The organism is Maribellus sediminis (assembly GCF_011799805.1).
In the GTDB taxonomy this organism is placed as follows: Bacteria; Bacteroidota; Bacteroidia; order Bacteroidales; family Prolixibacteraceae; genus Draconibacterium; species Draconibacterium sediminis_A.
In genome coordinates, this window is the sequence record NZ_WXUB01000002.1 from 1257782 (window position 1) to 1282811 (window position 25030).

A 25030-nucleotide genomic window follows, 5' to 3' on the forward strand; every position below is an offset into this window, starting at 1 on the left:
GTAATTTTGCGCCATATTTTATTACGAAGTTCATTTAAAATGATTAGCAGAAGGATTATCCGTACCAAGGTGTTGCAAGTGTTGTACGCCTATTATTCATCAGAAGAAAAGTCGATTAACAACACTGAAAAAGAACTCTTTTTCTGCATCCAAAAAGCCTACGATCTGTACCATTACCTCTTCGATCTGGTAATTGAAATAGCAGATTATGCCGAAAACAGGATCGAGATAAAAAAGAATAAACACCAGCCATCGTACGAAGATCTTAACCCGAATACAAAATTCATCACCAACCAGGTTATCGACCAACTGCGTACAAACCGACAGCTGTTTAGTTACCTCGAGCAGAAAAAACTTTCGTGGAAAGACAATCCTGAATTGATCAAGGAATTGTACCTGATGATGATTGAATCGGAGATGTACGAAACTTACATGAACGACAAAACCCGTTCGTACCTCGACGACCGCAAATTTATCGAAAGGCTGTTCAACAAAATTATTTTGGTGTCGGAAGACCTTTACCAGGTGCTCGAAGAAAAAAGCATTTACTGGAACGATGACGTTGATTTTGTGATCTCGATGATCATTAAAACCCTGAAACGTTTTAACGAACTGTCGAATTCGGACCAACGTTTAATGCCGATGTACAAGGACCAGGAAGACCGCGATTTTACTAAAGACCTGCTGCGTAAATCAATCATCAATCACGACGAACTGCGTGAATTGATTAAAGAACACTCGAAAAACTGGGATGTGGAACGTATTGCCTTTATGGACATCCTGATCATGCAACTCGCAATAGCCGAATTCCTTTATTTCCCAAGTATTCCAACAAAAGTCACACTGAACGAATACATCGAACTGAGTAAGTTTTACAGCACCGAGAAAAGCAGGAACTTTATCAACGGCATCCTCGACAAAACGCTGAAAGACCTGAAAAAGTCGGAAAAAGTCAACAAGGCCGGCAGAGGATTGATTGGCGAATAATGAACCGTGTATTTGTTTCGATACTGCTTTTTTTAACGGTGGCCTGCACGGGTAAATCGCCGCAGGAAAAGTCTGCACAAAAAGTTGAAACTCCGCTTCAAAATACAAGCATTGAATTTACCGAACTATCGCATGGTTTTGGCGAACTGAAGGCCGGCGAAATCGTACTGCACACCTTCGAATTTGAGAATACCGGAAGCCACGATTTTGTAATCGAATCGATTGAAACCGACTGTGGCTGTGTGCATACAAACTATATTGAGGAGCGCGTAAAACCCGGCGAAAAAGGATGGATAGAAGTTGAACTGGATACTTCCGGTTTGGTTGGAAGAGAATACAAGACAATTGAAATTCATGGAAATAGCAAGGAATTAAAACATTTAGCTATTTTTGCTACGGTTAAAAACGAATTATTGGAAATTAAATATTAAAAATTACAGACATGTTGAATAGTATTTTGTTAATGATGCAACCCGCCGAAGGTACAGAAGCCAACCCACTGATGAGCTTTTTGCCATTGTTGCTGATCATTGTAGTGTTCTACTTTTTTATGATTCGTCCGCAGATGAAACGTCAGAAAGAAACACGTAAATTTCGTGAAGCATTAGCTAAAGGCGATAAAGTAGTAACTACCGGAGGTATTTACGGAAAAATTTCAGAAGTAAAAGAAACATACATCATGCTTGAAGTAGCTAAAGATGTACTGATTAAAGTTGATAAAAACGGTATTGTAAAAGACATGAGCGACGTTCAACCACAGCGCTAAACCGTTTTGCTAAAATGAAAAAGGGTTGGTCTTTTAAAGGCCAACCCTTTTTTTTCTGAAAGTCTCGTAGTGCAATAATTGGTATTCAGAGTAGAATCAATTATTATTAACTCACCCTGATTGTGCCTACGACACAATCGTCCCTCTCTGCGCGCAGAGAGGGAATGAGGGAGAGTCTGCATAAAATTGTATGGCTTTCATTCCTGTTTGTGATTCCCAGGAATCATAATTGTTTTATTGCGATAAACACGAGTTTCTTTAGTTTACATGAAATTTAACTTCATTTGGTTTTCCGGCATTGATTACAACCAGGTATTTCTGCCCGGCAACTTCAGAAAGTTTTCCGGAAGCCTTCATTTTCAACTGAATCTGTTCGTAGGGTTTTAAAACTGGCACAGTAGATCGACCAATTTCGACTTGCTTTTCTCCTTCAATTTGAAACACTTGTATTGTTGCTTTCTCCGACTTCACCTGGCCAAAGTTTTCTACCTCAACTGAAATTGTATTCGCGGCTAAATCAATCCCGGGCTTGCGGGCCGATAATTCTGCTTCTATGTATTGAACTCCCGGCAAGCGTGAATAGCCAAAAAGTAATTTTCCGTTTTTATCTTTCCCTAAGAGTTTGGCAGCAAAGTTATCGTCATCAATGCCGTTTCCTTCTCCGTAAAAAGTAAGGATGGCATTTTTACCATCAGCCTGAATGTTTTTAAGCTTGCAACCTCTGCCAAAGTTTACTTCTTCCGGTGCTCCAAAACGTAATGATTCAAGATCGATATCTGTATTTGGATCAAAACCTTCTTCTGCCTGCACCTGCACTCGAATTTCCATAGTATTTTTGTCGATCGGCTTTTTATTCAACACCGTCAGCAGCCTGCCAACGGTAAGCGGAATCGTTATGTTCTTTGAGCTGTGATTATCGTTGGCATGATCTTCCCATTTTATGGTGTCGATCACGGCAAAATTGGCCTGAACTGCCCGACCGTACTCGTCCTGCAAAACTTTTATTCGCTCATATTTAAACCAATCTTCAACAACACCGTTTTCGTGTCGGGCAATTCCGGGCATGTAGGCTTCACCCGGCTCTACTTTCCAGTGCACACCGTCTTTCGAGCGCAGGTACCAGGCAATTCGTCCCAGCCAGTCATTTACAATCAAATGATACTGAATGTTGGTTTTCCAAATCAGCGGATCTTCAAAACGTCCGTCAACCGGAGGATAAACACGTGAGTCGGAGATCTGATTCCAGGTAGAAAGTCCGTCTTTGCTGATCCAGACTCCGCCTCCACGACAGATCATCAGGTACGAACCGTCTTCACGTTCGGCAAAAGTAAGGTTTGAAAGACCTTCGATAATTTTGCGGTCACCTGGATCGAATTCAAACTTTTTATATTCCCATGGTCCGTTAATGTTGTCGGCCAGGTAATATCCTTCGATTACATAAATCACAAATTTTCCGTCTTTGGTGATGTACCACTCGGGATTGTGCCCCTTTCCAATTTCAGATACAACTTTATACGGGCCGGCCGGATTTTCAGCAACAGTATGAACCACATTTGAATTCCCCCACTCCATGTGTCCTTTCGGAGAATTTTCAGCCCAGCAGCATACAAACAAATGGTATTTCCCATCGTCCATTAAACGAATGTTACCGCCCCAGTACGACCAAAGCGGATCTTCGATGCCATTATTCACATCGCGCGGAATCACATTCTTCGCCCCCCAGGTATTAGAAGTCTTCCCACCAAGATCGGGCATGGGTAAAAAACGATCCATAAATCGACCGCCAAAAACCAGTTTATTCCATTCTGCCGGTCGTTCACGTTCGGTTATCTGGGCGTTTGAAAACGCAAAAATGAATCCAAGAATTAGAGTAAAAAACAGCTTCGCATTAGTCATAAGAAAATAGGTTTATATTTAGTTGGTACATTTTCCCAAATATAAACATATTCAGTTTGGGGTAAGAAATTAAGAATGGTTTTTAACAGAAAACACCAAGGCACAAAGACTCTAAGAAATCTTTCTATTTGAAAACTTTAGCTTTGTGACTTAGTGTTCTTAGTGGTAGTGGTGCTATTTCCATGTGGATACTGAAGCGACTTCAATATCGTGAAAAGATTTACTTCCAACCTACCCGGAAGTATTATAGCTTACCTGTAATTAAATTTACCAGGCTTATACATTAAAACGGAAATGCATAATGTCTCCGTCCTGAACCACGTATTCTTTTCCTTCGATCGCCATTTTTCCGGCTTCCTTGCAGGCAAGCTCCGAACCAAGAGTTACAAAGTCGTTGTACTTGATCACTTCGGCACGAATAAATCCTTTTTCGAAATCGGAGTGGATAACACCGGCAGCTTGTGGTGCCTTGCTACCTTTGTGGTAAGTCCATGCACGAACTTCTTTCACACCGGCAGTAAAATAAGTTTCGAGCTGCAACAGTTTGTAGGCCGATTTAATCAGTTTACTAACTCCAGCTTCTTCTAAACCAAGGTCATCTAAAAACATCTGGCGTTCTTCAAAATCTTCCAGCTCTGCAATATCGGCTTCTGTGGCAGCTGCGATCATCAGCATTTCAGCATTTTCGTCTTTTATTGCTTCCTTAACCGCCTCAACGTATTTATTTCCTTTTAAAACAGCGGGCTCGTCTACATTGCATACATAAAGAATAGGCTTATTTGTCAACAATTGCAAACCTTTTACAGTGGCAAGATCAGCGGGATCAACTTCAACTGTACGTGCTGATTTTCCCTGCACCAACACTTCTTTATAGGTTGAAAGAATGCGATACAAGCGCTTTGCTTCCGGATCGTTTCCGGTACGTGCCTGTTTTTCAACTTTTACAATCCGGCTTTCAACAGTTTCAAGGTCCTTTAACTGTAATTCAATATCAATAGTTTCCTTATCACGAACCGGATCAATGGTTGTATCAACGTGGGTAATGTTGTCGTTTTCGAAACAGCGCAAAACGTGGATAATAGCATCGGTTTCACGAATATTTCCAAGGAACTTGTTTCCCAGTCCTTCACCTTTGCTTGCACCTTTCACCAGGCCGGCAATATCAACAATTTCAACGGTGGTAGGAACCACACGCTGAGGTTTTACCAGTTCTTCGAGTTTATTCAATCGTTCATCGGGAACGGTAATTACCCCTAAATTGGGTTCAATAGTACAAAAAGGAAAATTAGCCGACTGTGCTTTCGCACTCGACAAACAGTTGAAAAGTGTTGATTTTCCCACATTTGGCAAACCAACAATACCACATTTTAAAGCCATTTTACTTGATTAAATTTGCGCTGCAAAGGTAATTTTTTTTTGAAATTTACTCTAACCCTATTATGATCTATTCCAATGATTTAAATTCAGTGGATCAACCCTTTACAAAAACTTTAATCTACTGTTTTTCAGAGCAATAAAACGTTTGATTTCGAAAGATCAAAACTGATTGCAACAACTTACCCTGAATATTCAAATTTTTCACTAAAATTGAAGTGACAAAAAAGTGAAAGTAAAAACTCTGAATTATCAAGCTGGACGGCAGCCACAAAGCTTATTGTGTTTCGCACAATTAAAAAGAAAAATATGGTTTTAATGGCTGCATTCCTTACATTTGTTAAAACTTTAAACTTATGATACTTAAAAATCTGTCGATCGACTGTGTTATTTTCGGTTTTAAAGACAACAAACTCAATGTTTTGTTATGGCAGGCCGAACCCGCACTTCTCGAGAATTTTCTCACGACCGAAGAAGAATATCAGCAAACCAAGGAAATATTTGAAAAAAACCCTGCACTGGCCTCCGACCAATACTGGGGACTTATTGGTACCCACCTTCCCATTGAAGAGGATTTGGATGTTTATGCAAAAAAAATTCTTGAGGTTGCAACAGGTTTAAAAAACATTTACCTGAAACAATTCAAAACATTTGGCGACTCGAAGCGCATTCCGCATATGCGTGTTCTAACTGTGGCTTACTATGCTCTTATTAACCCTGAATATCACGATCTGGAATTATCATCGATTGCCAAGGCTGTTAAATGGTTCGAAATTGATAAACTTCCTAAAGTGATTTTCGACTCTGAAGCCATTATCGACAGTGCGCTCAGAACTCTGCGTGAGGAAGTAAAATATCACCCGGTTGGTTTCCATTTGTTGCCCGAAAACTTTACTTTAACCGAATTGCAGACCTTGTATGAAGTTATTCTGGATAAAAAACTCGACACCCGAAATTTCAGGAAAAAAATACAAAAAATGGGATTGTTGGTCGACACGCAGAAAAAACAAACCAATGTGGCACACCGCGCAGCTAAACTTTATGCTTTCGATATGAAAATTTACCAGCAACTTACCGAAGAAGGTCTGAATTTTAGTATCTAAAATTGGCATTAAACCTTTACCGGCAAAACGTGTCATACTGAGGAACTATTTATGCCGGATTCAGAACAACATATTATCGCCGATCTTAGGGACGAAAACAAGAGAGATCTTGCTTTCCACGTTCTGGTAAAAACATACCAGGAACGCTTGTACTGGCACATCCGGAAAATTGTAATGAACCACGACGATGCCGACGACATCCTGCAGAATACCTTTATGAAGGTTTGGCGCAGCATCGACAAATTCAGGGAAGAATCGAGCCTTTACACCTGGTTGTACAGAATTGCCACCAACGAATCGATTACTTTTTTAAATTCAAAGAAAAAGAAAAGCCTGATGGCACTGGGAGAGGAAAATGAATACCTTGTTGACAACCTGATGTCGGATCCGTATTTTGACGGCGATGAGATTCAGCTAAAATTACAGGAGGCTATTTTAAAATTACCCGAAAAACAAAGGCTGGTTTTTAACATGAAATATTTTGATGAAATGAAATACGACGACATGGCGCAAATTCTCGACACCTCGGTTGGAGCGCTAAAAGCATCGTATCATCATGCTACCAAAAAGATTGAAGAATTTTTGAAAAATACGGATTAGCAAGATTTAAACCTTTTATAAGAATTAGAGTCAATAATAATATTAAAATGGGAAAAATGAATGAGTTGAAAAATAACGCACCCGAATTATCGAAACTGAAGAAGGAGCATCCGTTCAGGACTCCGGACAATTATTTCGATGATTTTTCTGCCCGTCTTCAAATGAAGCTGGAAGCCGAGAAAAGTGCAGCCGTTCCCAGGAAAATCAAGTTTATTCAAATACTTAAACCGGCACTGGGACTGGCAGCAAGCTTTGCTTTGATCTTTATGCTGGTATACGTGCCTTTAAAAACATTTATACCCGAGCGGGTAACAGACTTAGCCCAAAACACTGAGGAAACTGATGCAGATTGGGGTATTTTAAATTACATAGAAAGTATCGACGAGTCGTCTTTCGTTGCATTGTTAAACGAATCGGAAAATAACGATGATTTTACAGATGATGAATTGACTTTATATGTAAGCGCCAATTTTAGTGATTACGAACTTTACGAAAATTTGAAAAATAACCAATAAGATTATGAAACGGATTTTTGCAATCATATTTATCAGCCTTTTTCTTGTAAGTCAGGGTTTTTCCCAGGAAAAGAACAGGGATGGGAATCAGGACCGGTGGGAAAAATACAGGTCTGAAAAAGTAGCATTTCTTACCAATAAACTGGATTTGACACCTCAGGAAGCTGAAAAATTCTGGCCGGTTTATAATGCAATGGAAAAGGAACGATCGGAAGTACAGAAAAGTAGACGCGATTTGGAGAAACAAGTTCGTGAAGCAACCGAACAGTCATCCGATCACGAAATAATAAAACTGACACGGGAATTTGCGAGCAACCTCGAAAAAGAAGGCATGCTGGCTACCGAATATAACGAGAAATTCCTGAAGATTCTTCCACCACAAAAAGTACTTAAGATGTACAAGGCCGAAGGAGAATTCAGAATGTACATGTTCCGAAAGTTTAGGGAACATCGAGACGATTCACCCGATGAATAAAATAAAAAAAAGACAGGCCAAAGCCTGTCTTTTTTCGTTTATCGTTTTTACAATTATAATGCCTTAAACCAATCCTGAAATAATTTACCAACCCAGGGAATTTCTTTCATTTCGCCGTTTACCGCACCAATAAGACTAATAATCCAGAATACCAGAGTTATTATCCATCCAACAATGTTTAGAACAGGAATGAAAGTAATTACAAGCGAGAACAGCCAGAGTCCCAACATCTGGCGAATGTAGAAGCTGGCCAGTTCATCTTTTTCATTTGAATTAATGATCAAGGCAATTACCCAACCTATCCAGGTAATATGTGCAACAATTGCTTTTGTTTTTCCATCCATTTCATTTCGAGTTTTAAATTTCTTTAAAAGTAAGGATTTATGCTCTTTCCGCTTCAACAAAAGCATAAAAAAGTCGCTTTATGTTTACCAAATGTATAGAAACACTATGCGCATCAGTCGTTCCAGTGTGTTGAAATAAGATCCTGCATCACCGGGTAATCCTTGTCTGTATCTCCGTTTTCGTTACGTAATCGTATCAACTCTGTTTTCATCTCTGCTATGATAGCAGCATATTCAGCCTCGCCATAAGCATTGTGCAGCTCTTTCGGATCTTTTTGCAGGTCGTAGAATTCCCAGGCCGGCTCGGTTGTTTCCTTTTGGGTACCTTCTTTTTCAAGCGGCTGTCCATAAAAGAAAGCCAGTTTATATCGCTGATTTCTGATGCCGAAATGAGCAGGACGATCAACTAAATGCAACCAATAACGATAATACATTGAGTGGCGCCAGTTGTCGGGTGTTTCACCTTTCAGGTTTGCTCTGAAACTGTTCCCTTCAACAAAATCAGGTTTCTTAACGCCTGCAAAATCGGCCAGTAAAGCTGCAAAATCAATGTTCAGAATAATGTCGTTGATACGTTTACCCCCATTAAATTCTTTGGGATAACGAATAACAAAAGGCATTCGGAGTGACTCTTCGTAAATCAGTCGCTTATCGAAGAAACCGTGTTCGCCTAAAAAGTAGCCTTGATCGGCAGTATAAATCACCACGGTATTGTCTGCAATGCCTTCAGCTTCCAGAAAGTCGAGCAATTTGCCAATATTGTCATCTATGGCTGCCCCGCTTCGGATAAAATCCTTAACGAGTTTGTGGTAAGTTTTTCTGCGTTGTTCTTTGGCATCCAGACCGTCAACCGAAAACGGTAGCTCGGGATATTGTGCCCAGTAGGTCGAATCGCGGGTATTTGCAAGGAAGCGATCACGCAGATTTTCCAACACCTGCCCCTTAAAAGTACGGCCTGTTGTTTCGGGGCCTGCATCGAACAGACTGGCCGGCTCAGGAATTTCAACACTATCCAATAGATGCTTAAAGCGATCGGGAAAATCATAAGGTTCGTGTGTCGCCTTAAAATGACACATCATCATAAAAGGCTTTGTCTTGTCGCGGTTTTTCATCCAGTCGATACTCAAATCGGCAATCACATCGGTTGAAAAACCTTCGTATTCTTTTCCTCCGCCATAACCGTCTTCCCAGTTCTCTTTGGTTTTCAGGATCGGATTCCAGTAACGTCCCTGCCCGGGCAATACATTAAAATAATCGAAACCTGCAGGTTGCTTTTTTAAGTGCCATTTTCCTACAATGGCGGTTTGGTAGCCATTTTCGTGCAGTACTTTGGCTATGTTCATGCTATCGGGATACAAGGCATCGGCCAGGGTATATACCCCGTTGTGGTGGCTGTACTGACCGGTTAAAATAGTGGCACGACTCGGCGTACAAATTGAGTTTGTGCAAAAGCAATTATCCAGCACCACTCCTTCTTCGGCCAGCCGGCTGATATTTGGTGTATGTACTACATCTTTAAGAATTCCGCCATAGATACCCCAGGCTTGCGATGTATGGTCATCACTAAGAATAAAGAGGATATTTGGTTGCTCCTTCGGTTCCTCTTTTGTATTGCAAGCTGAAAAAAGCAAAATCGTGGCACAAACAAACAGTGCAGATTTGAGTGCTTCTATAAGTTTAGTATTCATATCGCTTAACTTATTAGTTTTAATTCGCTAAATCGTCGACTCCTTTATACAACTCACGCCAATCTTTAAGCCGCTCTGAATCTGTTCGTATATCTTCAGGATAATTGGGACTGTAAACCATGTTTTCGGTTCGTAACACCAGTCTTCCATCTTTTACAAAACCTTCTCCCCTTTCGCTCAGATGATCCACCATGTGCTGGCGCCACTTTTCCAGTTCTTTTTTGTTGGTCTCCGAGAGGTCTGTTATCTCACCCGGATCATTTTTCAGGTTGAATAACTGCTCCTTTCCAGTACTAAAAAACCAGATATACTTCCAGGTACCGTCGGTAAGGGCACTCCAGTAATTATCCTTACTGTAGGTTGTTGAATGTTCCATATCGATGTAAGGCCGCCATTCCGATTTTGGATTGCGAACCAGGTTAAGCATCGACAAGCCATCCAGCTCTTCAGGAATTTCGGCTCCGGCAGCATCAAGGAAGGTAGGCAAAAAGTCGCGTAATTCAGTCGTATTTTCAAGTGTTGCGCCACGCTGCAATTTCCCTTCAAAATTCTTTGGCCATTTCAAAATAAAAGGCACATTCGATGAACCTTCGTAGGCATAGGTTTTTCGCCAGTGGTAATGATCTCCCATCATATCGCCATGATCAGAAGTAAAACAGATCAGCGCATTGTCGTACATTCCCTTTTCTTTTAAGGTTTTTATGATCTCACCAACCATTTCGTCGATAAAGGTAATGTTGGCATAATAATGACGTCGGCTTTCAACCGCATAGTCGACTCCGTAATCGCCGAATGCAGCATCCGGACCACCATCGTAGCCCTGCCATTCTGCGTCCCAATCACCCAGATAAGGCTCCGGAATTTTAGCGTCTTTGTACATGTCGAGCACTCGTTGGGGCGGATCGTACGGACTGTGCGGACGGGCAAACGAAACTTTCAGGTAAAGTGGTTGATCCAGATTGTAATTTTTTATCAATTCAATGGCCGTTTCTCCGGTCCAGTAGGTAGGATGCAGTTTTTCGTCGAGTTGATAAACTCCATAGCGGTGTTCATTCCAGCCGATTCCTGTTTTGTCCGGATCTTCGCCCGGCGCCTGCAGTTTAAACCAATCGCGGTAATCGCTGATGTAACCGTCCTGTTCCACACGTCCACTTTCGTCAACCAATGTTCCGTTGAAACCGTGCAAAGCCTTTTGCGGAAACCAGTGCATTTTACCAATTCCGAACGTATAATAACCGGCTTCGCGAAGCAATTCAGGCATTTCGTATTTATACTTACGTGCTATTTTTCCATACCCCAGCATTCCGTGGTGCCATGGCGAAAGTCCGGTAAGCAATCCTGCGCGGGCCGGAGTGCAACTTGGTGTTGCTGAATAGCCGTTTTCGAATATCACTCCTTCTTCAGCTAACTTGTCGATGTTGGGAGAAATCACGGCTTCGTTGCCCATGCAACCCAATGCATCAGCACGTTGCTGATCGGTCATGATAAAAATGATGTGAGGTGGTTTGGAGTGGTCCTGCGCGGAAATCTTAAACGTAGTTAAGAATAACAGAACTACAAACAAAACGTTTTTCATGGTCTTAATTTTTAGATCTACAAATCTAGGTATTCTCTAAAAAAATAAGACAAATTCGCCCGTAATTATAAAAATTTTAAAAAGATTAAATGTCGTAGTTAAAACCTTTCAGGTGATGTCCCATCCTGTCGCGCTTGGTTTTCATGTACCGTTGATTGTGTTCGTTCGGCGGAATTTCCACCGGTACAATCTCGGTTACCTCAAGGCCATAACCTTCCAAACCAACACGCTTTACCGGATTGTTCGTCATCAGGCGCATTTTGGTAACTCCCAGGTTACGCAGAATTTGGGCGCCGACACCATAATCGCGTTCATCGGCTTTAAAACCGAGATGTATATTGGCTTCAACGGTATCCAGTCCCTGGTCCTGAAGTTTGTAGGCAGCAATTTTATTCAGCAATCCAATACCGCGACCTTCCTGCATCATGTAAACAATTACACCTTTTCCTTCACGGTCGATCATTTCCATGGCTTCGTGCAGCTGGTCGCCACATTCGCAACGCATCGAACCAAAAATATCTCCGGTCATGCACGATGAATGCACACGCGTAAGAATGGGCTCATTCGCTTCCCAATCGCCTTTTATCAGTGCCACATGCTCGGCTCCATTTGATTTCTGACGAAAAGGAACGATTCTGAAATCGCCGTATTGAGTTGGCAAATGAACTTCTTCTCCTCTTTCTATCAGGCTTTCACTCTGAAAAAGAAATGAGATCAGGTCTTTAATAGTAACAATCTTCAGGTTATGCTTTTGGCCAAACTCGTAAAGTTCGGGTAAACGGGCCATGGTACCGTCTTCGTTCATGATCTCTACTAATACCCCTGAAGGTTTCAGTCCTGCCAAGCGGGTCAGGTCGACTGCGGCTTCAGTGTGGCCACTGCGGCGGAGGACACCGCGGTTTTTTGCTTTTAAAGGGAAGATATGCCCTGGACGTCCCAGTTGTTCGGGCCGCGTAGAATCTTCCACCAACATTTTTATGGTGATGGCACGGTCAGACGCCGAGATTCCGGTAGTCACTTCCGGATGAATAGCATCAACTGAAACGGTGAAGTTTGTTTCGTTCGACGATGTATTCTTGCCAACCATCAAATCAAGCTTCAACTCTGTACAACGCTCTTCAGTCAGCGCAACACAAATCAACCCCCTGGCATGCAAAGCCATAAAATTTACAATTTCAGGAGTGATCAGTTCCGAAGCTACAATCAGGTCACCTTCATTCTCTCTGTCCTCGTCGTCAACAACGATCACCATCTCCCCTCTTTGGATGGCTGCAATAGCCTCAGGAATAGTATTTAACTTGATATCTGTCATAACTGCCCTAAAAAAATCAGGGGCAAAATTACAAACTTTTACCAAACCAACTCATGATTTATATTATATGCCTGATAAGTTTGGGTTAAAGTAACACAGCATCCTGTTGTTCGAAGTTGATTCATTGGTTAACAACCAGGAACTTTTTTGTAATCGAATTGCCCAGATTATCTGTTACTGTTATGCTGTGCCAGCCCGCTTCAGGGCGAAGTTCAAACTGATGGACATTTTTTGTTGTACCAATAAAACTATCATCCAAATACCAGTAAACAATAACATTTCCGGATCGGTGTGCGAGGTCGAAAATAATTTTTCCGGGTGTTCCATCCAGGTCAACCGGAATAAAAAGCCGGTTCCATTCACGTGGATATATAAATTCCATTTGCTGCTCGGTTTCTGAACAACCGGGCATCAAAGGTGGCAAAGTTGCATACAGCACATTCTGTCGTTTGAAATAGTACTCCAGTGCCGGTGGCAGAACAAACCAGTTTTGGTGCTGCATTTCAGAAACCGGGTAACAATTAGCATTTACACGATAAGTTTTTTCGTTATTAAAATGAATCCGCTCGTGCCACGGACACACACCTACTTTATTTCCCTGCGGAACCTGCACTTCTATGCGCTTTTCGCAAAATTCGCCGGGACGGTATCCACTTTCTGCGCAAACGTCAATGGTTTGCATTTCATCATCAGGTACCTGAAACCATTCAGAAAAAGGTAAGGCCTCACAAACATCGAACATTACCGGAGCTGCAGCAGTAATACCTGTTAATCCTGCACGGCCTTCGCCATCGGCGTTGCCACACCAAACTGCAACGACATACCGTGAAGTGACACCAACCGCCCAGGCATCCCTAAAACCAAAGCTGGTTCCGGTTTTCCAGGCAATCTTTCGCGAATGGGCAAAATGTTCCCAGCCAGTTTCACTTTCCGGGCGTTTCACTTTCAACAAAGCATCGAGTGTAGAATACACCGAAGCAGCACGTACAAATGGTTGGGTACGTTGTTCTTCCAAAACAGGAATTTCTTCGTCCCAAATTAAAGGGGAAAAAGGTTTCGAAGAATAAAATCCATCCTCATTTTCATAGCGTTTCAGGATAGTGCCCAGCGAAGCATACATTCCGGCCAAATCCCATAATTCAATTTCGGCCCCTCCAAGAATCAGAGATAAACCATAGTGCCCGGGCTGTTCTTTTAAAGTACTCATTCCTGTTTTTCGCAAAAAGGAATACAAAGGGCCTACACCAAAATCGCGCAACAAATGCACAGCCGGAATATTTAATGACCTCGCCAAAGCTTCTTCTGCAGGAACTGCACCGTTATATTCCCGATCGAAATTCATGGGTGTAAAACCGCCAAAACGAATCGGGATATCCGGCACCAGCATGGTTGGAAGCAGCAATCCTTCATCAAGCATTTTACAGTACAGAAAAGGTTTTAGAATACTTCCGGTACTGCGTGGCGATTGCACAATATCCACCTGATTTCCGTGTGCAATACTATCCGAACTGTTCGTATTTCCGACATAGGCCAGCACTTTTTTCGATGGAATTTCTACTACAAGCACAGCCATATTATTTATCAGGTTCGATTTTAAACGCTGATGATGTCGGGCCACTATCTCGTTTACCCTATTCTGAAGTCCATATTGGATAGTTGAATGAATGCGCTGCCCGCGTTTTTCAGCATTGGCTTTTTCAGTTAAATGAAAAGCAATGTCGGGTAAAGCATTTACTTTTCCGGGCAAAGGTTCTGAAATGGCCAATTGGTAGGTAATACTGTCCATCTCGTTTTCAACAAGCAACTGATTCAATAATTTGTCTCGTTTTTGTTTTAGTCGCTGATCGAGCCGACCGGGATAAATCAGCGACGGCGCGTTGGGTAAAACTGCCAGAGTTGCCGACTCTGCCCAGGACAACTGCCCCGGATCGCGACCAAAATACCGCCAGGCAGCCGCATCCAGTCCAACAACATTTCCACCAAATGGGGCATGCGAGGCATACAGCTCCAGAATTTCCGACTTCGAATAGCGCAATTCAACATGCAAAGCCCAGAAAATCTCAATCAGCTTATTCCATACTGATCTTTCTTTTTGTCCACGCGCTAATCTGCAGAGCTGCATGGTAATTGTACTTCCACCGCTTACAATTCTTCGCGCTTTCACGTTTAGAAAAAATGCCCGGGCTAGAGAAAACAAATTAACTCCGGGATGCGCATAAAAATACTTATCCTCGAAACTAAGCACACATTTTCCGTATTTATCAGGAATGGAATCCACGGGTGGAAAACGCCATTGTTCATCGCCGGAAATGCGTGCGCCCAGCAATTCGCCTTCGCTGCTTTCTACAACCGTAGAATACGAAGTATTGAAAAGCGGACGTGGCACAAACAAGCCTCCGATGAAAAACAACACCAACAATAAAAGCAGGAAGGTCAACACTAATCTTCCTGCTCTCGTTTTATGAATTCTCCTTCCGGTCACAGCAATAAAATTGCTAATTCACACTTACCATTTCACCTCCACGGCGCGCATTCACGCTGTTGTCGTACATCGCCTCGCAACTTACCGGCGGCAGGTAAAACTCACCTTTATATGCAGCATTCAGGTAAAAAGTAAACGTTTTTTGTTTGCCCATTTCCAAATCGAAATAGGTATAAATCCGGTCGTCGCGAATATCCTGATACTCAAAATTTGCATCACTCTGAGGAGCATCGCCCAATCGTTTATTCAGAATTTCCCAGCCTGAAGGAATCAATGCAGAAAGCACCATTTCTTCGTAATCTACCTTTTTGCCGGGATGCGTTACCGTAACCTGCATCCTAAAATCAGTTCCCTGCGAAATGGAGGCCGGATCGATGGATTTACCGGCGGCATCGAGGTATTTCACTTCCAATCCAAGATTACTGGCACCTGAAGTTGAATCGACACCCGAAGGTATTCCTTTGGCGACCAGGAGCACAAAAGTGGCGTTTGCCCCGGTGTTCCTGTAATCTAAAGCAAGCTTTTTGGTTTTGCCGTTCTGAACAGGAATTTTAATTACCGGAATCTTTGTGCGAGCATCAGACTTTTCATTGTTAACGCTTAACTCATACCCGGTTTCGCTTCCGTTTTTATAAAATTTTTCCGAGAACTGAGCGGCTGCATATAAACTCCAGGCAGCGGTTTGCGTACTCAGCCAACTCCGGCTATTAATGTCGTCCGAAACATTTTGCAACATCGCAAAAGCATTCTCCTGCTCATCCAACAAAACAAGCGATTCCAGAATCATTGCCTTGTCGCGTAACGACGAGCCAAATGTCCCGCCTAACTCGTTGTATTCTTTCACTTCAGTAGATAAATTGGCAACCAGCTGCTGCGCAATTTCTTTTTTACCTGCCAGAACATATGCCGATGCGAGCCGCCACAACACATCCGACGATTTGGAATTTTTTTCACGTAGCCGGTTCATCGCACCCAAATCAGGATTTCCGGCCAATGCGAGAGTATACAAACGATAAGCCTGATTCAGGTCGTAATTCCTGTAGTGGTAAAAATCGGAGTTGCCTTGCGTTGTGCGCCAGTTACGTGCTGCTGATTTCTGATAACGCAGCCACTTGTCTTTCATACCATAAGGTAGTGAATAACCGGCCTTTTCGGCACAAATCAGAAAATGACCCGCGTAGTTCGTTCCCCATTCGTTGACATACGACGAACCGGGCCAGTAACTAAATCCGCCGCTTCCAAGCTGATAAGCCTGTAATTTTATAAGTGCGTGACGAATATTGTTTTCGATCTTCAGTTTCTGATCGGCATCAATTTCGGTAAGATTTCCAAGGTACAATTGAGGGAATACCGAAGACGTTACCTGCTCCACACATCCGTGCGGATACCGTATAAGGTAATCTAAATGTTTGTTCAGGTTTAAGGGAGGAAATCCGGATATTTCAACCCAGGCTTCATTACTTTCCGGTTCACCCGGATTTTGCAACTCCGTTTTCCAGCTCTCACCGCCTTTAACCAGTTTCGATTGCTGCACGGTCAAAGCCTGATTTGGATTTCGCACCTTAACTTCCACTTCGTAGCTGGCCGTTTCTTTACCCGATTTGGCTTCCACCACAATTTTTCCAACACCGGTCTGAGCTTTTACTTTCAATTTGAAATAGCTCATTTTCTCACCAATTTCGGTAAACTGAAGTTTATTCTCCTTACTTCCAGCAAGTTCAAACAAATCGTTAGCTTTTACCGAAATAGAAACATCTTTTACGTTTTCTTTCATTGCAAAAACATTCACCGGCAAATCAAAAGTTTCCAGCGGAGCCAGCATTCGCGGAACAGTAGCCAGCAACATCAAACCTTTTCGCACCGGAACCGAAACTTCTTCGGCACCATAAGCTCCCTGATTTCCGGCAACCACCATCATTCGAACGGCACCAACATAATTCGGCATTTTGAATGTGTGTTTTTGCTTTTTCCCGGCTTCGAGCGTAAACGGCCCAGCAAACTGAACAACAGGTTTAAAACGATTGGCTTCTTTCTTTTCAGCTCCGCTCATTTCGCCGTCGCCACCAACCGCAAACGCTTTTTCGAGCCGTGCACCATAAGCACCGGCAACATAATCGTATAAATCCCAGGTTTTCACTCCAAGTGCTTCGCGCTGATAAAAAGTAGCATGCGGATTTGGCGTGGTATAATTGGTGATTCCCAGCAAACCCTCATCAACAATTGCCAGGGTGTACGTCATTTTCTGTTTGTTGGCTTCGGAAACTTCAACTGTGTAGTTCGTTTCCGGTTCAATTTCATCAGGAGCACTGATCACCGGTTTCAGAATGGTTTCCGGATTTTCTACTTCCACCGGAATAACGCCGTAAAGCCGCAGTGGTGCATCGTTTTCAGTACTTCCAAAAGGCTGAATCAAACTCACATGAACATAAAAGTTTGGTGCCATTTCGGGTTCTGCTTTTAAGGTAAAACGGGTTTGTTTGTCGTTCGTTTCCACCCAAAACATATCCAGCACTTTTGTCCCGTTTTCGAGACTTACCAGCGCTTTACCCGTTTTCGACGAAGGAATAGTAACTTCTATCTCTTCTCCTACTTTATAATTCTGTTTTGCAGTTCGAATACTTAACATGGTAGCACCTTCAGCCATTCCGTCCGAACGCCAGCCTCCCCATCTCGACATGTAAAAAGTAATTCCGGTTGAATGTCCCGAAGTATTGTCTTTCACCCACAGGAAATAGCGGCCATTGTCTTCCCAACTGTTGTATCTTACATTCAGGTTGAATTGTGATTTGTGTTCGGCATCTTGAATTTGCCACGAGTTAACTGGCTGATAGTAACTTCCGGAAACATAGTGCGCCAGATTTTCGGAACCGGACTCCCACCACCAGCGCCAGTTTACTTTATACAAGCGGACTTCAAGGTCATCGCCAGTAACCGCTTTCCCGTTTTTATCGACCACAACAATTTCGGGCTGATAATCAGTATCGGTTTTGTACCAGTTGTCTTCCGATTCGGGCATACGCACCCCCACGTATGCCGAATATGGCGAGTATCGCGCTTTGGTAACCGATGTGCTAAAATCGCCGCCGGTTTCGAAAACACGCGAAGTAAACCAGGCATTCAGCATTCCGGGTGCGTTATCCAAACCTTCCAATTTTAACGGAATAGTTCCCTTACCGGCCTCATCGAGTTGTGCTTCGTAAATGGTTTCTTCTTTGCTCGAAAAGCGGGTGGCCGGATCGGTAAAGGTGTAGTTCTGAAAATCGGAAAACTGTGTTGAGCTTTTTGTGAACAACACCTCAACTTTAGCCTTCAACGACTTCGCCGGACTTCCATGCAACCAGGAAGCGTTTATCGGCAAACTTTTATCGTCGCTTCCGAGCAACTTGTCACCTGGTAATCCCAATTCAATTTTCAGCCGGTTAGGTTTTATGGTTTCTATTTTCACACGTTTGGAAAATATGCTGTTGCCAACCTGCACTTCGGCGCGCCAGTTTCCGGTTGGAGCATCTTTTTTAGTTTTAGAAGTCAAAAGGTAGAAGCCATTTTCGTTGTTGCTGACCACACGCCGTTCAACCACTTGTTGTTTTGGATTGATCAGGCTGAAAATTACAGGATGATTTTCGGGATCGTGTGCAGCTGTTTCCAGAATAAAATTCAGGAACAAAGTATCTCCGGGACGCCACACATCGCGTTCGCCGTAAATAAAGCCTTTTAATCCTTCCGTTATTTCCTGCCCCGCTACGTTAAAGTTGCTTACCGAAAGCGAAGTACCATCATCCAGGCGCAGATAACCGTATTGATTACCTTTTTGAGCTACCAATAGAAATGGTTTCTTTTTCAGGTTAACTTCAGCCATACCCTCTGCATCGGTTTTTATAGTTTCAATCAGCTGGTTCTGGAAATTATACAAACGCAGATCTACGTTCGATTCAGGGTCGGTTGTAACAAGGTTCGAAACCGCAAATAGCATACGATGATCGCGCCCTTCTTTTGCCACAATCCCCAGTTCTGAAGCCATGATATTCCGGCTTACAAATCGATCGGAATTATAATACGAAACATGGCACGGATTATCGCGTTCCTGCCAGTTGTAACCTCTCGGATAGTAATAACTGTCGTACCAGCCCGGCGAATCCCACTCGGTTTCATACTCTTCACCGCTTGCCAAATCAATTTCAGGCACCATTTCTTTGGTCGAATCTTCGGAACACACATAAAGTGAATAATCTTTACGAAAACGAAGTTCAACTTCGTAAATCGCTCCCGGTTCGATCTTCACCAATTTTGCCAAATCTACTTTGAAGGTGTTCCATTCGTTATAATTCACCGGATTTTCTGAAATCAGATCTACTTTACCCTCATAAACCAGACGGCCAACTTGTCTCAGATCGGAGCTTCCGGTTAAACGGTTCTCCTGCAAAAACTGCAGAATATTGTTTTTGTAGATCTCTACCAAACGCACATCCACTGCATTCAGACTTATAGCTTCGAAAGGAAATTCAAGTCGATCGGTTTGCGGAACAATCACCCCTTTTCCGATCAGGCGCACCGCCGGTTCAGCATTGGTAAATTTTAAAACGAATGTTTCCCGTTTTTTTAATCGCGCATAATTTGCGCTTTTAATTCCTTCGTAAACGTTCATGGTTCTTACCCCTGAAACACGTTTACCCGGCCAAACTTTTAACGAATTCCCATCTATTTCAAAACGCAGGTTAGTGGTATTATCCATTTCAATCAATCCTTCCAAATCCATCGTTTTTAACAAGGGATCGGAAAATTGAACGTTTACATACTGCTCAGGCTGCTGAACAACCGTTGCGTCCAATATTTTAAAGGTATTCAATGCCGGAATTTCCAGTTCCTTGGTCCCCGAAACATCCGTATTCAATGATCCTCCATCCCATTTTACAACTACCTTTCTAGCCTCGTCCTGCATACGAGAAATACTGTCGACGGTGAAAAAATGTTTACGGCGACTACTATCGTGATTCCATAAAACCGGCATTTCTTTTCCATCTGCAGTAACCTTTACAATATTTTCAAATGATTCTGCGTCAGCCACATCGGCAGACAACAAATAACCTGTAAGTTGCATTTGGTTGGAATTCAATCCTTCGTAATTTTTCAAGCCCTCAACTGTTACCGAAAAAGTTTGTTGAACAGTTGAAAACTCGAACGGCATTTTTTGGTATTTGCTATCTACCTTAAATACTTTGCCTAACTCAAATTCGGCTTTATAATTCGTCCCTGATTTTAATGGCTCCGAAGGCCTGAACTCAAAAATACGCCCTCCCACTAATACGGTTTCTCCTTTTATTCCTGGTTTAAAATGAAACAAGTTCTGAATATTTACAGCACTGTCAACCGCCTGGCTCATATGTACAGAAATGGCTGATTTGCTGGAAATAATACCGCTTGTAAATGCCTGGACATATCGGCTAAAAGCGATGTCGGTTGGCACAGATTTCTTTTCGGTTTTTGAACACGAAGCAAGAAGTAGAATAAGGATAAATGGGAGAATTAGTTTTTTCATTTTAGCGTATGTATAGTTCTTAATTGGCTAATCTATTCCTGTTTCATTACCGGATATAGGGGTTTTGCCTGCTCTATTTTTGGTTCCTAAAAGTAACCAAAGTTTGATTGACAAGCATTCTTCCTTACAACATTATTATGTTATTAATTCAATTTATTTATGCAGGGACACTAAAATACTTTTCGGCTTTTTGGAGATTGCTATTGATGGCTCTTTCAAAAATAACTATTTTACCATTCTCTATTAATCCAACGTACAAATAGCATAAATCTGTTACTATTCATGAAAAAAATACTAATAATTTTTGCTCATCCGGCTTTTCAGAAATCAGTGATCAATAAAACACTAATTGATGCGGTAAAGAATATGGAAGGAGTTACCGTAAACGATTTGTACGAAACCTACCCCGACTTTTTTATCGATATTGAAAAAGAACAGCGGTTATTGCTGGAAAACGATGTGATCATTTGGCACCACCCGTTTTATTGGTACAATGCGCCGGCACTGTTTAAAGAATGGATGGACCTGGTGCTGCAACATGGATTTGCGTACGGAACAACAGGCCGGGCATTGGAAGGCAAATGGGTGATGTCGGCAATTTCCACCGGCGGACAACAGGAAGTATATTCAAAAACCGGTAGTAACCGTTACACGGTGAACGAGTTTCTGGCCCCCTTCAACCGCTCTGTCACGCTTTGCCGAATGGTTTATCTTCCTCCTTTTGTAACTTATGGTTCGCATACCATTTCAGCCGAAAAATTGACACAACAGGCTGATGCTTACCGCGAAATACTCACGTTGTTGCGCGACGATAAAATTAATCCCCAGGAATTGAATGATTTGGAATACATGAATAACTTAATCGCTAAGCATGCATAATCAGGACTTCTTTTTACAGGCATTAATATATTTGGGAGCAGCAGTTGTTACTGTGCCGCTGGCTAAAAAACTCGGGCTCGGTTCGGTACTGGGCTACCTGATGGCCGGCATTATAATTGGTCCCTTTGTTTTAGGATTGGTGGGTCAGGCTGACGAGGTGATGCATTTTGCTGAATTTGGCGTAGTACTCATGCTTTTTTTAATTGGTCTCGAACTTGAACCGTCTTTGCTTTGGCGAATGCGCCGCTCGATATTCGGACTTGGCGGTTTGCAGGTGCTGATTACAGCCCTTGTAATAACTTTTATTGCGCTCGCCATGAATTTCCAGGTAAACCGGGCTTTGGCCATCGGGCTTATTCTGGCACTTTCATCCACTGCAATTGTGCTGCAAACTTTAAGCGAAAAAGGACTGATGCGAAATACGGCAGGACGATCGGCGTTTTCGGTGCTGCTTTTCCAGGATATGGCAGTGATCCCCATCCTGGCCTTACTGCCGCTTATTGCCAAACTCGGGCAGCCGGCCGATTTGTCGGAAACCGCACTCGCAAAAGTGGGTAATGTTGCCAGCATGCCGGGATGGTTGCAGCTTATTATTATTATCGGGGCCATTGCAACAATTGTTTTTATCGGACGTTTTGCTGCTCGGCACATTTTCAGGTTGATTGCAGAAACCGGCCTCCACGAAGTATTTGTGGCGCTGGCACTATTATTAGTTATAGGAATAGCCCTGGCCATGGATCAGATCGGTCTGTCGCCTGCATTGGGGACATTTATAGCCGGCGTGGTGTTAGCCGACAGCGAATACCGACATGAACTGGAAACTACCATAGATCCGTTTAAAGGCCTGTTACTTGGCTTGTTTTTTATTTCGGTGGGCGCAAGTATCAATTTCAACTTATTTATCGAAAATCCGCTATTGGTCATTGCTTTGGTAGGACTGCTAATAGCAGTAAAATTCATAATTCTGTTGATTCTCGGAAGAATATTCCGGCTAAAGAAAGGCTACGAGTTTTTGTTTGCTTTTTTACTGGCGCAGTCCAGCGAATTCAGTTTTGTACTGATCTCGTTTTCCAAGCAAAATCAACTATTCGACGATAAAACTGCGGCTATGCTCTTGTTGGTAGTCACTTTATCGATGGCGATTTCTCCGTTGCTGCTCATATTTAACGACAAAGCAGTAAGTCCGATCCTGGCACGCTGGCAAAACAAGCTGGAATACGACGAAGTGGAAGAGCAGGAAAATCCGGTAATACTGGCAGGATTTGGACGTTTTGGGCTGGTGGTTGGCCGTATTTTGCTGGCCAATAATATAAAAGTTACCATTCTCGACAACAACCCGTCGAATGTGGAAATTCTGCGCAAATACGGTTTCAAACTGTATTTTGGCGATGTTACCCGGCCTCAACTGCTCGAAACTGCCGGTATAAAAAATGCGCGGATGCTTATTCTTAGCATGGCCGAACACGACGAAGCACTAAAAATTGCCGCCTATGTTCGCGAGAAATACCCGCACGTAAAGATCCTTGCCCGTGCAAAAGACATCTTCCACGTGTTCGAATTTTTTAAACTGGATGTACGAACCGTGCAACGCGAAATGTTTGAGTCGGCTGCCGAACTGGGTGCAAAAGCATTAAATGAATTAGGCTACACAAAATACGAAGCTTACCGTGCCACCCGTACTTTTAAGCACCACGAAGACAGCGTGACTGATGAACTCTACCGACACTGGATGGAGGACCACAATGAATTTATACGCGAAACCAGGCGTTTTGCAGAACAGGTCTCGGAAACGCTGCAGACTGAAAAAAACTTTTCAATTCACGATTCCGATTGTGCCTGGGATGTGGATACATTGAAAGATGAGGCACAAAAGAACATTCCTAAAAAACAACAATAATACTCCTGAAAAACAGCCTCTTAACCTAAATAAAAAAAAATGAAGAACTTTGTTTTTAACAATTATGTTATTTAGCTTTAACTGATAAACCCGTTCTTCAACAATACTAATAAGCTCCACCAAAAACAATCAACCACCGTGAAAAAACTAATATTATTACTGATTACATTAATCCCGCTGTTATCTTTTTCTCAAAACTGGGCAGACTACAATTCCGTGTGGCATTATAGTCAAATAAATTTTGCCACTCCCCCTGATCTTTCGTACATCAAATTTGAAGCTATCGGAGATACCGTAATTAATGGTGATACTGTAAAAATTATTTTAGAAGAAGATCTTTCGCGAACAGACACAATTTCATCAAAAATATTTATGAAATCAGACAGTGGAAAAGTCTATTTGTTTATTCCTGAAATTAGTTCCTATCAGCTTATTTACGATTTTGTTGCAAATACAGGTGACACAATAGAGGTTTATTGCCGCCAAACACCGATATCGATGGATTCAACAATAACTATTCGTGTTGATTCGGTATCTAATATTGATGTTAATGGGAATAACTTAAAAGTTCAATATGTAAGTCAGATTTATTCAGAAGGAGATGAATATTACATGGAAGGCGAGATTATTGAAAACATAGGATGGACAGGTTTTATGTTTCCCTTACATGCCTGGGCCGATCCTCCGTACGGCGGACCATTAAGATGTTTTCAGAATGATAAAACAGGACTTTTAAAATTAACAGAAATAGATTGCGATTACCTCACATCGAATACTATCATCGAAAAGCAAAATCAAATTAAAATCTACCCTAATCCCGCAAAAAATAACATCCTGTTCAATTTTGGGAACCGGCAAATAGAACGAATTCAAATAATGGATTGCAATGGCCGGGTGTCTGGGAATTTTGTTGTTCAACTGCTACAGGAATTCAATTTATCTGTCGAAAAATATAAACCTGGTTTTTACTTTTATAAAACAACCGATAATAGTGGACTGATTCAAACCGGGAAGTTTGTTGTGCAGTAAAATTTTTTTAACCCTTAAAACTAAACTATTATGATCAGAAAAATTATATGTTGTCCTGTGTTATTTCTATGCTATAGCACGGTAGTTTTTCATAAACAAATCAATCAACAGGTTTTTGATACCACAGGACACAAACAGCACTCAAATACATATTTGTAATATGACCGGGATCCTGTTGAAAACCTTTGAAGTTAGCCAAAGTGGAAATGGTAGCGAAGTAATTAATGGGAACGAATTTACTCCCGGGATGTATTTGTAAAGCTTGGTATGCGATGGTAAAATTGTGGATACGTAGCAGATGTTGTTAACTGAATAATTTATTAATAAAATCATCACAATGAAACTAAAATTAGTTCTATTATTCCTCTTATTCTATGGAGTAGCGAATTCACAAACGGAATGGGCTCCGGTTGGCGCCAAATGGCACTTTTCGAGAATTGAAGGAACAATGCCTCCTAATGAAGGAACGTTCTGTATGAGTCGATAAAAGACACTATAATTAAGGAAAAAACAGTACGGATTATCCACAAAACATATTACCATGCAAACGGTATTGATACAACAGCTCTCGAAA

Annotated in this window: 19 protein-coding genes; 11 read left to right on the plus strand and 8 right to left on the minus strand. The window is 42.1% G+C overall.

Translation table 11 applies throughout. The features are described from left to right. Positions 1-39: 39 nt before the first annotated feature. The 3 genes from nusB to yajC are packed head-to-tail and all read left to right on the plus strand — an operon-like array spanning position 40 to position 1753. Positions 40-987: a transcription antitermination factor NusB gene (gene nusB / locus HFD85_RS11565; RefSeq protein WP_167609377.1), complete on the plus strand. Its 948-nt coding sequence runs from the start codon at positions 40-42 to the stop codon at positions 985-987. Further along, the gene (locus HFD85_RS11570; RefSeq protein ID WP_167609380.1) at positions 987-1418 is read left to right on the plus strand and encodes a DUF1573 domain-containing protein; all 432 of its coding nucleotides are present in this window, start codon (positions 987-989) and stop codon (positions 1416-1418) included. The genes nusB and HFD85_RS11570 overlap by 1 nt, the downstream gene beginning before the upstream one ends. Before the next feature lie 11 nt (positions 1419-1429). After that, on the plus strand, positions 1430-1753 hold the full coding sequence (gene yajC, locus HFD85_RS11575) for a preprotein translocase subunit YajC (protein ID WP_240925036.1): 324 nt from the start codon (positions 1430-1432) through the stop codon (positions 1751-1753). 258 nt (positions 1754-2011) lie between these two features. On the opposite strand, the gene HFD85_RS11580 is transcribed toward yajC, so the two are convergent. Next, positions 2012-3649 (minus strand): glycoside hydrolase family protein, encoded by a 1638-nt coding sequence (locus HFD85_RS11580; protein ID WP_167609383.1) that lies wholly within the window; start codon positions 3647-3649, stop codon positions 2012-2014. Positions 3650-3925: 276 nt separating this feature from the next. Beyond that, positions 3926-5026, minus strand: coding sequence for a redox-regulated ATPase YchF (ychF, locus tag HFD85_RS11585; protein ID WP_167609385.1), 1101 nt, complete (start codon positions 5024-5026; stop codon positions 3926-3928). Between the two features lie 353 nt (positions 5027-5379). On the opposite strand from ychF, the gene HFD85_RS11590 reads away from it, so the two are divergent. Genes HFD85_RS11590 through HFD85_RS11605 form a run of 4 tightly spaced genes read left to right on the plus strand, consistent with a single transcriptional unit; the run spans position 5380 to position 7716 of the window. Then, on the plus strand, positions 5380-6126 hold the full coding sequence (locus tag HFD85_RS11590; RefSeq protein WP_167609388.1) for an NUDIX hydrolase: 747 nt from the start codon (positions 5380-5382) through the stop codon (positions 6124-6126). Positions 6127-6177: 51 nt separating this feature from the next. Continuing rightward, on the plus strand, positions 6178-6726 hold the full coding sequence (locus HFD85_RS11595) for an RNA polymerase sigma factor (protein WP_167609391.1): 549 nt from the start codon (positions 6178-6180) through the stop codon (positions 6724-6726). A gap of 56 nt (positions 6727-6782) precedes the next feature. Then, positions 6783-7241, plus strand: coding sequence for a hypothetical protein (locus HFD85_RS11600; RefSeq protein WP_167609394.1), 459 nt, complete (start codon positions 6783-6785; stop codon positions 7239-7241). A 4-nt stretch (positions 7242-7245) separates the two neighbouring features. Then, a complete protein-coding gene (locus HFD85_RS11605; RefSeq protein WP_167609397.1) occupies positions 7246-7716 on the plus strand; it encodes a hypothetical protein in 471 nt (156 codons plus the stop codon). A 53-nt stretch (positions 7717-7769) separates the two neighbouring features. On the opposite strand, the gene HFD85_RS11610 is transcribed toward HFD85_RS11605, so the two are convergent. The 6 genes from HFD85_RS11610 to HFD85_RS11635 form a co-directional block, all read right to left on the minus strand. Next, positions 7770-8060 (minus strand): hypothetical protein, encoded by a 291-nt coding sequence (locus HFD85_RS11610; protein ID WP_206081947.1) that lies wholly within the window; start codon positions 8058-8060, stop codon positions 7770-7772. Positions 8061-8173: 113 nt separating this feature from the next. Further along, a complete protein-coding gene (locus HFD85_RS11615) occupies positions 8174-9748 on the minus strand; it encodes a sulfatase family protein (protein ID WP_167609402.1) in 1575 nt (524 codons plus the stop codon). Positions 9749-9767: 19 nt separating this feature from the next. Beyond that, the gene (locus HFD85_RS11620; protein WP_167609405.1) at positions 9768-11324 is read right to left on the minus strand and encodes an arylsulfatase; all 1557 of its coding nucleotides are present in this window, start codon (positions 11322-11324) and stop codon (positions 9768-9770) included. 85 nt (positions 11325-11409) lie between these two features. Beyond that, positions 11410-12636, minus strand: coding sequence for a bifunctional 3,4-dihydroxy-2-butanone-4-phosphate synthase/GTP cyclohydrolase II (locus HFD85_RS11625; protein WP_167609408.1), 1227 nt, complete (start codon positions 12634-12636; stop codon positions 11410-11412). Positions 12637-12757: 121 nt separating this feature from the next. Beyond that, positions 12758-15118: a penicillin-binding protein 1C gene (gene pbpC / locus HFD85_RS11630; RefSeq protein ID WP_206081948.1), complete on the minus strand. Its 2361-nt coding sequence runs from the start codon at positions 15116-15118 to the stop codon at positions 12758-12760. Between the two features lie 13 nt (positions 15119-15131). Continuing rightward, a complete protein-coding gene (locus HFD85_RS11635) occupies positions 15132-20651 on the minus strand; it encodes an alpha-2-macroglobulin family protein (protein WP_167609411.1) in 5520 nt (1839 codons plus the stop codon). A 282-nt stretch (positions 20652-20933) separates the two neighbouring features. On the opposite strand from HFD85_RS11635, the gene HFD85_RS11640 reads away from it, so the two are divergent. The 4 genes from HFD85_RS11640 (at position 20934) to HFD85_RS11655 (ending at position 24943) form a co-directional block, all read left to right on the plus strand. Beyond that, complete coding sequence (locus tag HFD85_RS11640) at positions 20934-21530, plus strand: NAD(P)H-dependent oxidoreductase (protein WP_167609414.1); 597 nt, start codon at positions 20934-20936, stop codon at positions 21528-21530. Then, positions 21523-23427: a monovalent cation:proton antiporter-2 (CPA2) family protein gene (locus tag HFD85_RS11645; RefSeq protein WP_167609417.1), complete on the plus strand. Its 1905-nt coding sequence runs from the start codon at positions 21523-21525 to the stop codon at positions 23425-23427. Before HFD85_RS11640 ends, HFD85_RS11645 begins: the two co-directional genes overlap by 8 nt. Positions 23428-23565: 138 nt before the next feature. Then, complete coding sequence (locus HFD85_RS11650) at positions 23566-24456, plus strand: T9SS type A sorting domain-containing protein (RefSeq protein WP_167609420.1); 891 nt, start codon at positions 23566-23568, stop codon at positions 24454-24456. A gap of 337 nt (positions 24457-24793) precedes the next feature. Next, complete coding sequence (locus HFD85_RS11655) at positions 24794-24943, plus strand: hypothetical protein (RefSeq protein ID WP_167609423.1); 150 nt, start codon at positions 24794-24796, stop codon at positions 24941-24943. Positions 24944-25030: the final 87 nt, after the last annotated feature.

What these genes read in the sequence shown, in the direction of transcription:
- HFD85_RS11595 (WP_167609391.1), top strand. Translation starts at nt 6,178, where the DNA reads ATGCCGGATTCAGAACAACATATTATCGCCGATCTTAGGGACGAAAAC.
- nusB (WP_167609377.1), top strand. Translation starts at nt 40, where the DNA reads ATGATTAGCAGAAGGATTATCCGTACCAAGGTGTTGCAAGTGTTGTAC.
- HFD85_RS11620 (WP_167609405.1), bottom strand. Translation starts at nt 11,324, where the DNA reads ATGAAAAACGTTTTGTTTGTAGTTCTGTTATTCTTAACTACGTTTAAG.
- HFD85_RS11590 (WP_167609388.1), top strand. Translation starts at nt 5,380, where the DNA reads ATGATACTTAAAAATCTGTCGATCGACTGTGTTATTTTCGGTTTTAAA.
- ychF (WP_167609385.1), bottom strand. Translation starts at nt 5,026, where the DNA reads ATGGCTTTAAAATGTGGTATTGTTGGTTTGCCAAATGTGGGAAAATCA.
- HFD85_RS11580 (WP_167609383.1), bottom strand. Translation starts at nt 3,649, where the DNA reads ATGACTAATGCGAAGCTGTTTTTTACTCTAATTCTTGGATTCATTTTT.
- HFD85_RS11625 (WP_167609408.1), bottom strand. Translation starts at nt 12,636, where the DNA reads ATGACAGATATCAAGTTAAATACTATTCCTGAGGCTATTGCAGCCATC.
- HFD85_RS11605 (WP_167609397.1), top strand. Translation starts at nt 7,246, where the DNA reads ATGAAACGGATTTTTGCAATCATATTTATCAGCCTTTTTCTTGTAAGT.
- HFD85_RS11600 (WP_167609394.1), top strand. Translation starts at nt 6,783, where the DNA reads ATGAATGAGTTGAAAAATAACGCACCCGAATTATCGAAACTGAAGAAG.
- HFD85_RS11640 (WP_167609414.1), top strand. Translation starts at nt 20,934, where the DNA reads ATGAAAAAAATACTAATAATTTTTGCTCATCCGGCTTTTCAGAAATCA.
- HFD85_RS11615 (WP_167609402.1), bottom strand. Translation starts at nt 9,748, where the DNA reads ATGAATACTAAACTTATAGAAGCACTCAAATCTGCACTGTTTGTTTGT.
- HFD85_RS11570 (WP_167609380.1), top strand. Translation starts at nt 987, where the DNA reads ATGAACCGTGTATTTGTTTCGATACTGCTTTTTTTAACGGTGGCCTGC.
- HFD85_RS11635 (WP_167609411.1), bottom strand. Translation starts at nt 20,651, where the DNA reads ATGAAAAAACTAATTCTCCCATTTATCCTTATTCTACTTCTTGCTTCG.
- HFD85_RS11655 (WP_167609423.1), top strand. Translation starts at nt 24,794, where the DNA reads ATGAAACTAAAATTAGTTCTATTATTCCTCTTATTCTATGGAGTAGCG.
- HFD85_RS11645 (WP_167609417.1), top strand. Translation starts at nt 21,523, where the DNA reads ATGCATAATCAGGACTTCTTTTTACAGGCATTAATATATTTGGGAGCA.
- yajC (WP_240925036.1), top strand. Translation starts at nt 1,430, where the DNA reads ATGTTGAATAGTATTTTGTTAATGATGCAACCCGCCGAAGGTACAGAA.
- HFD85_RS11610 (WP_206081947.1), bottom strand. Translation starts at nt 8,060, where the DNA reads ATGGATGGAAAAACAAAAGCAATTGTTGCACATATTACCTGGATAGGT.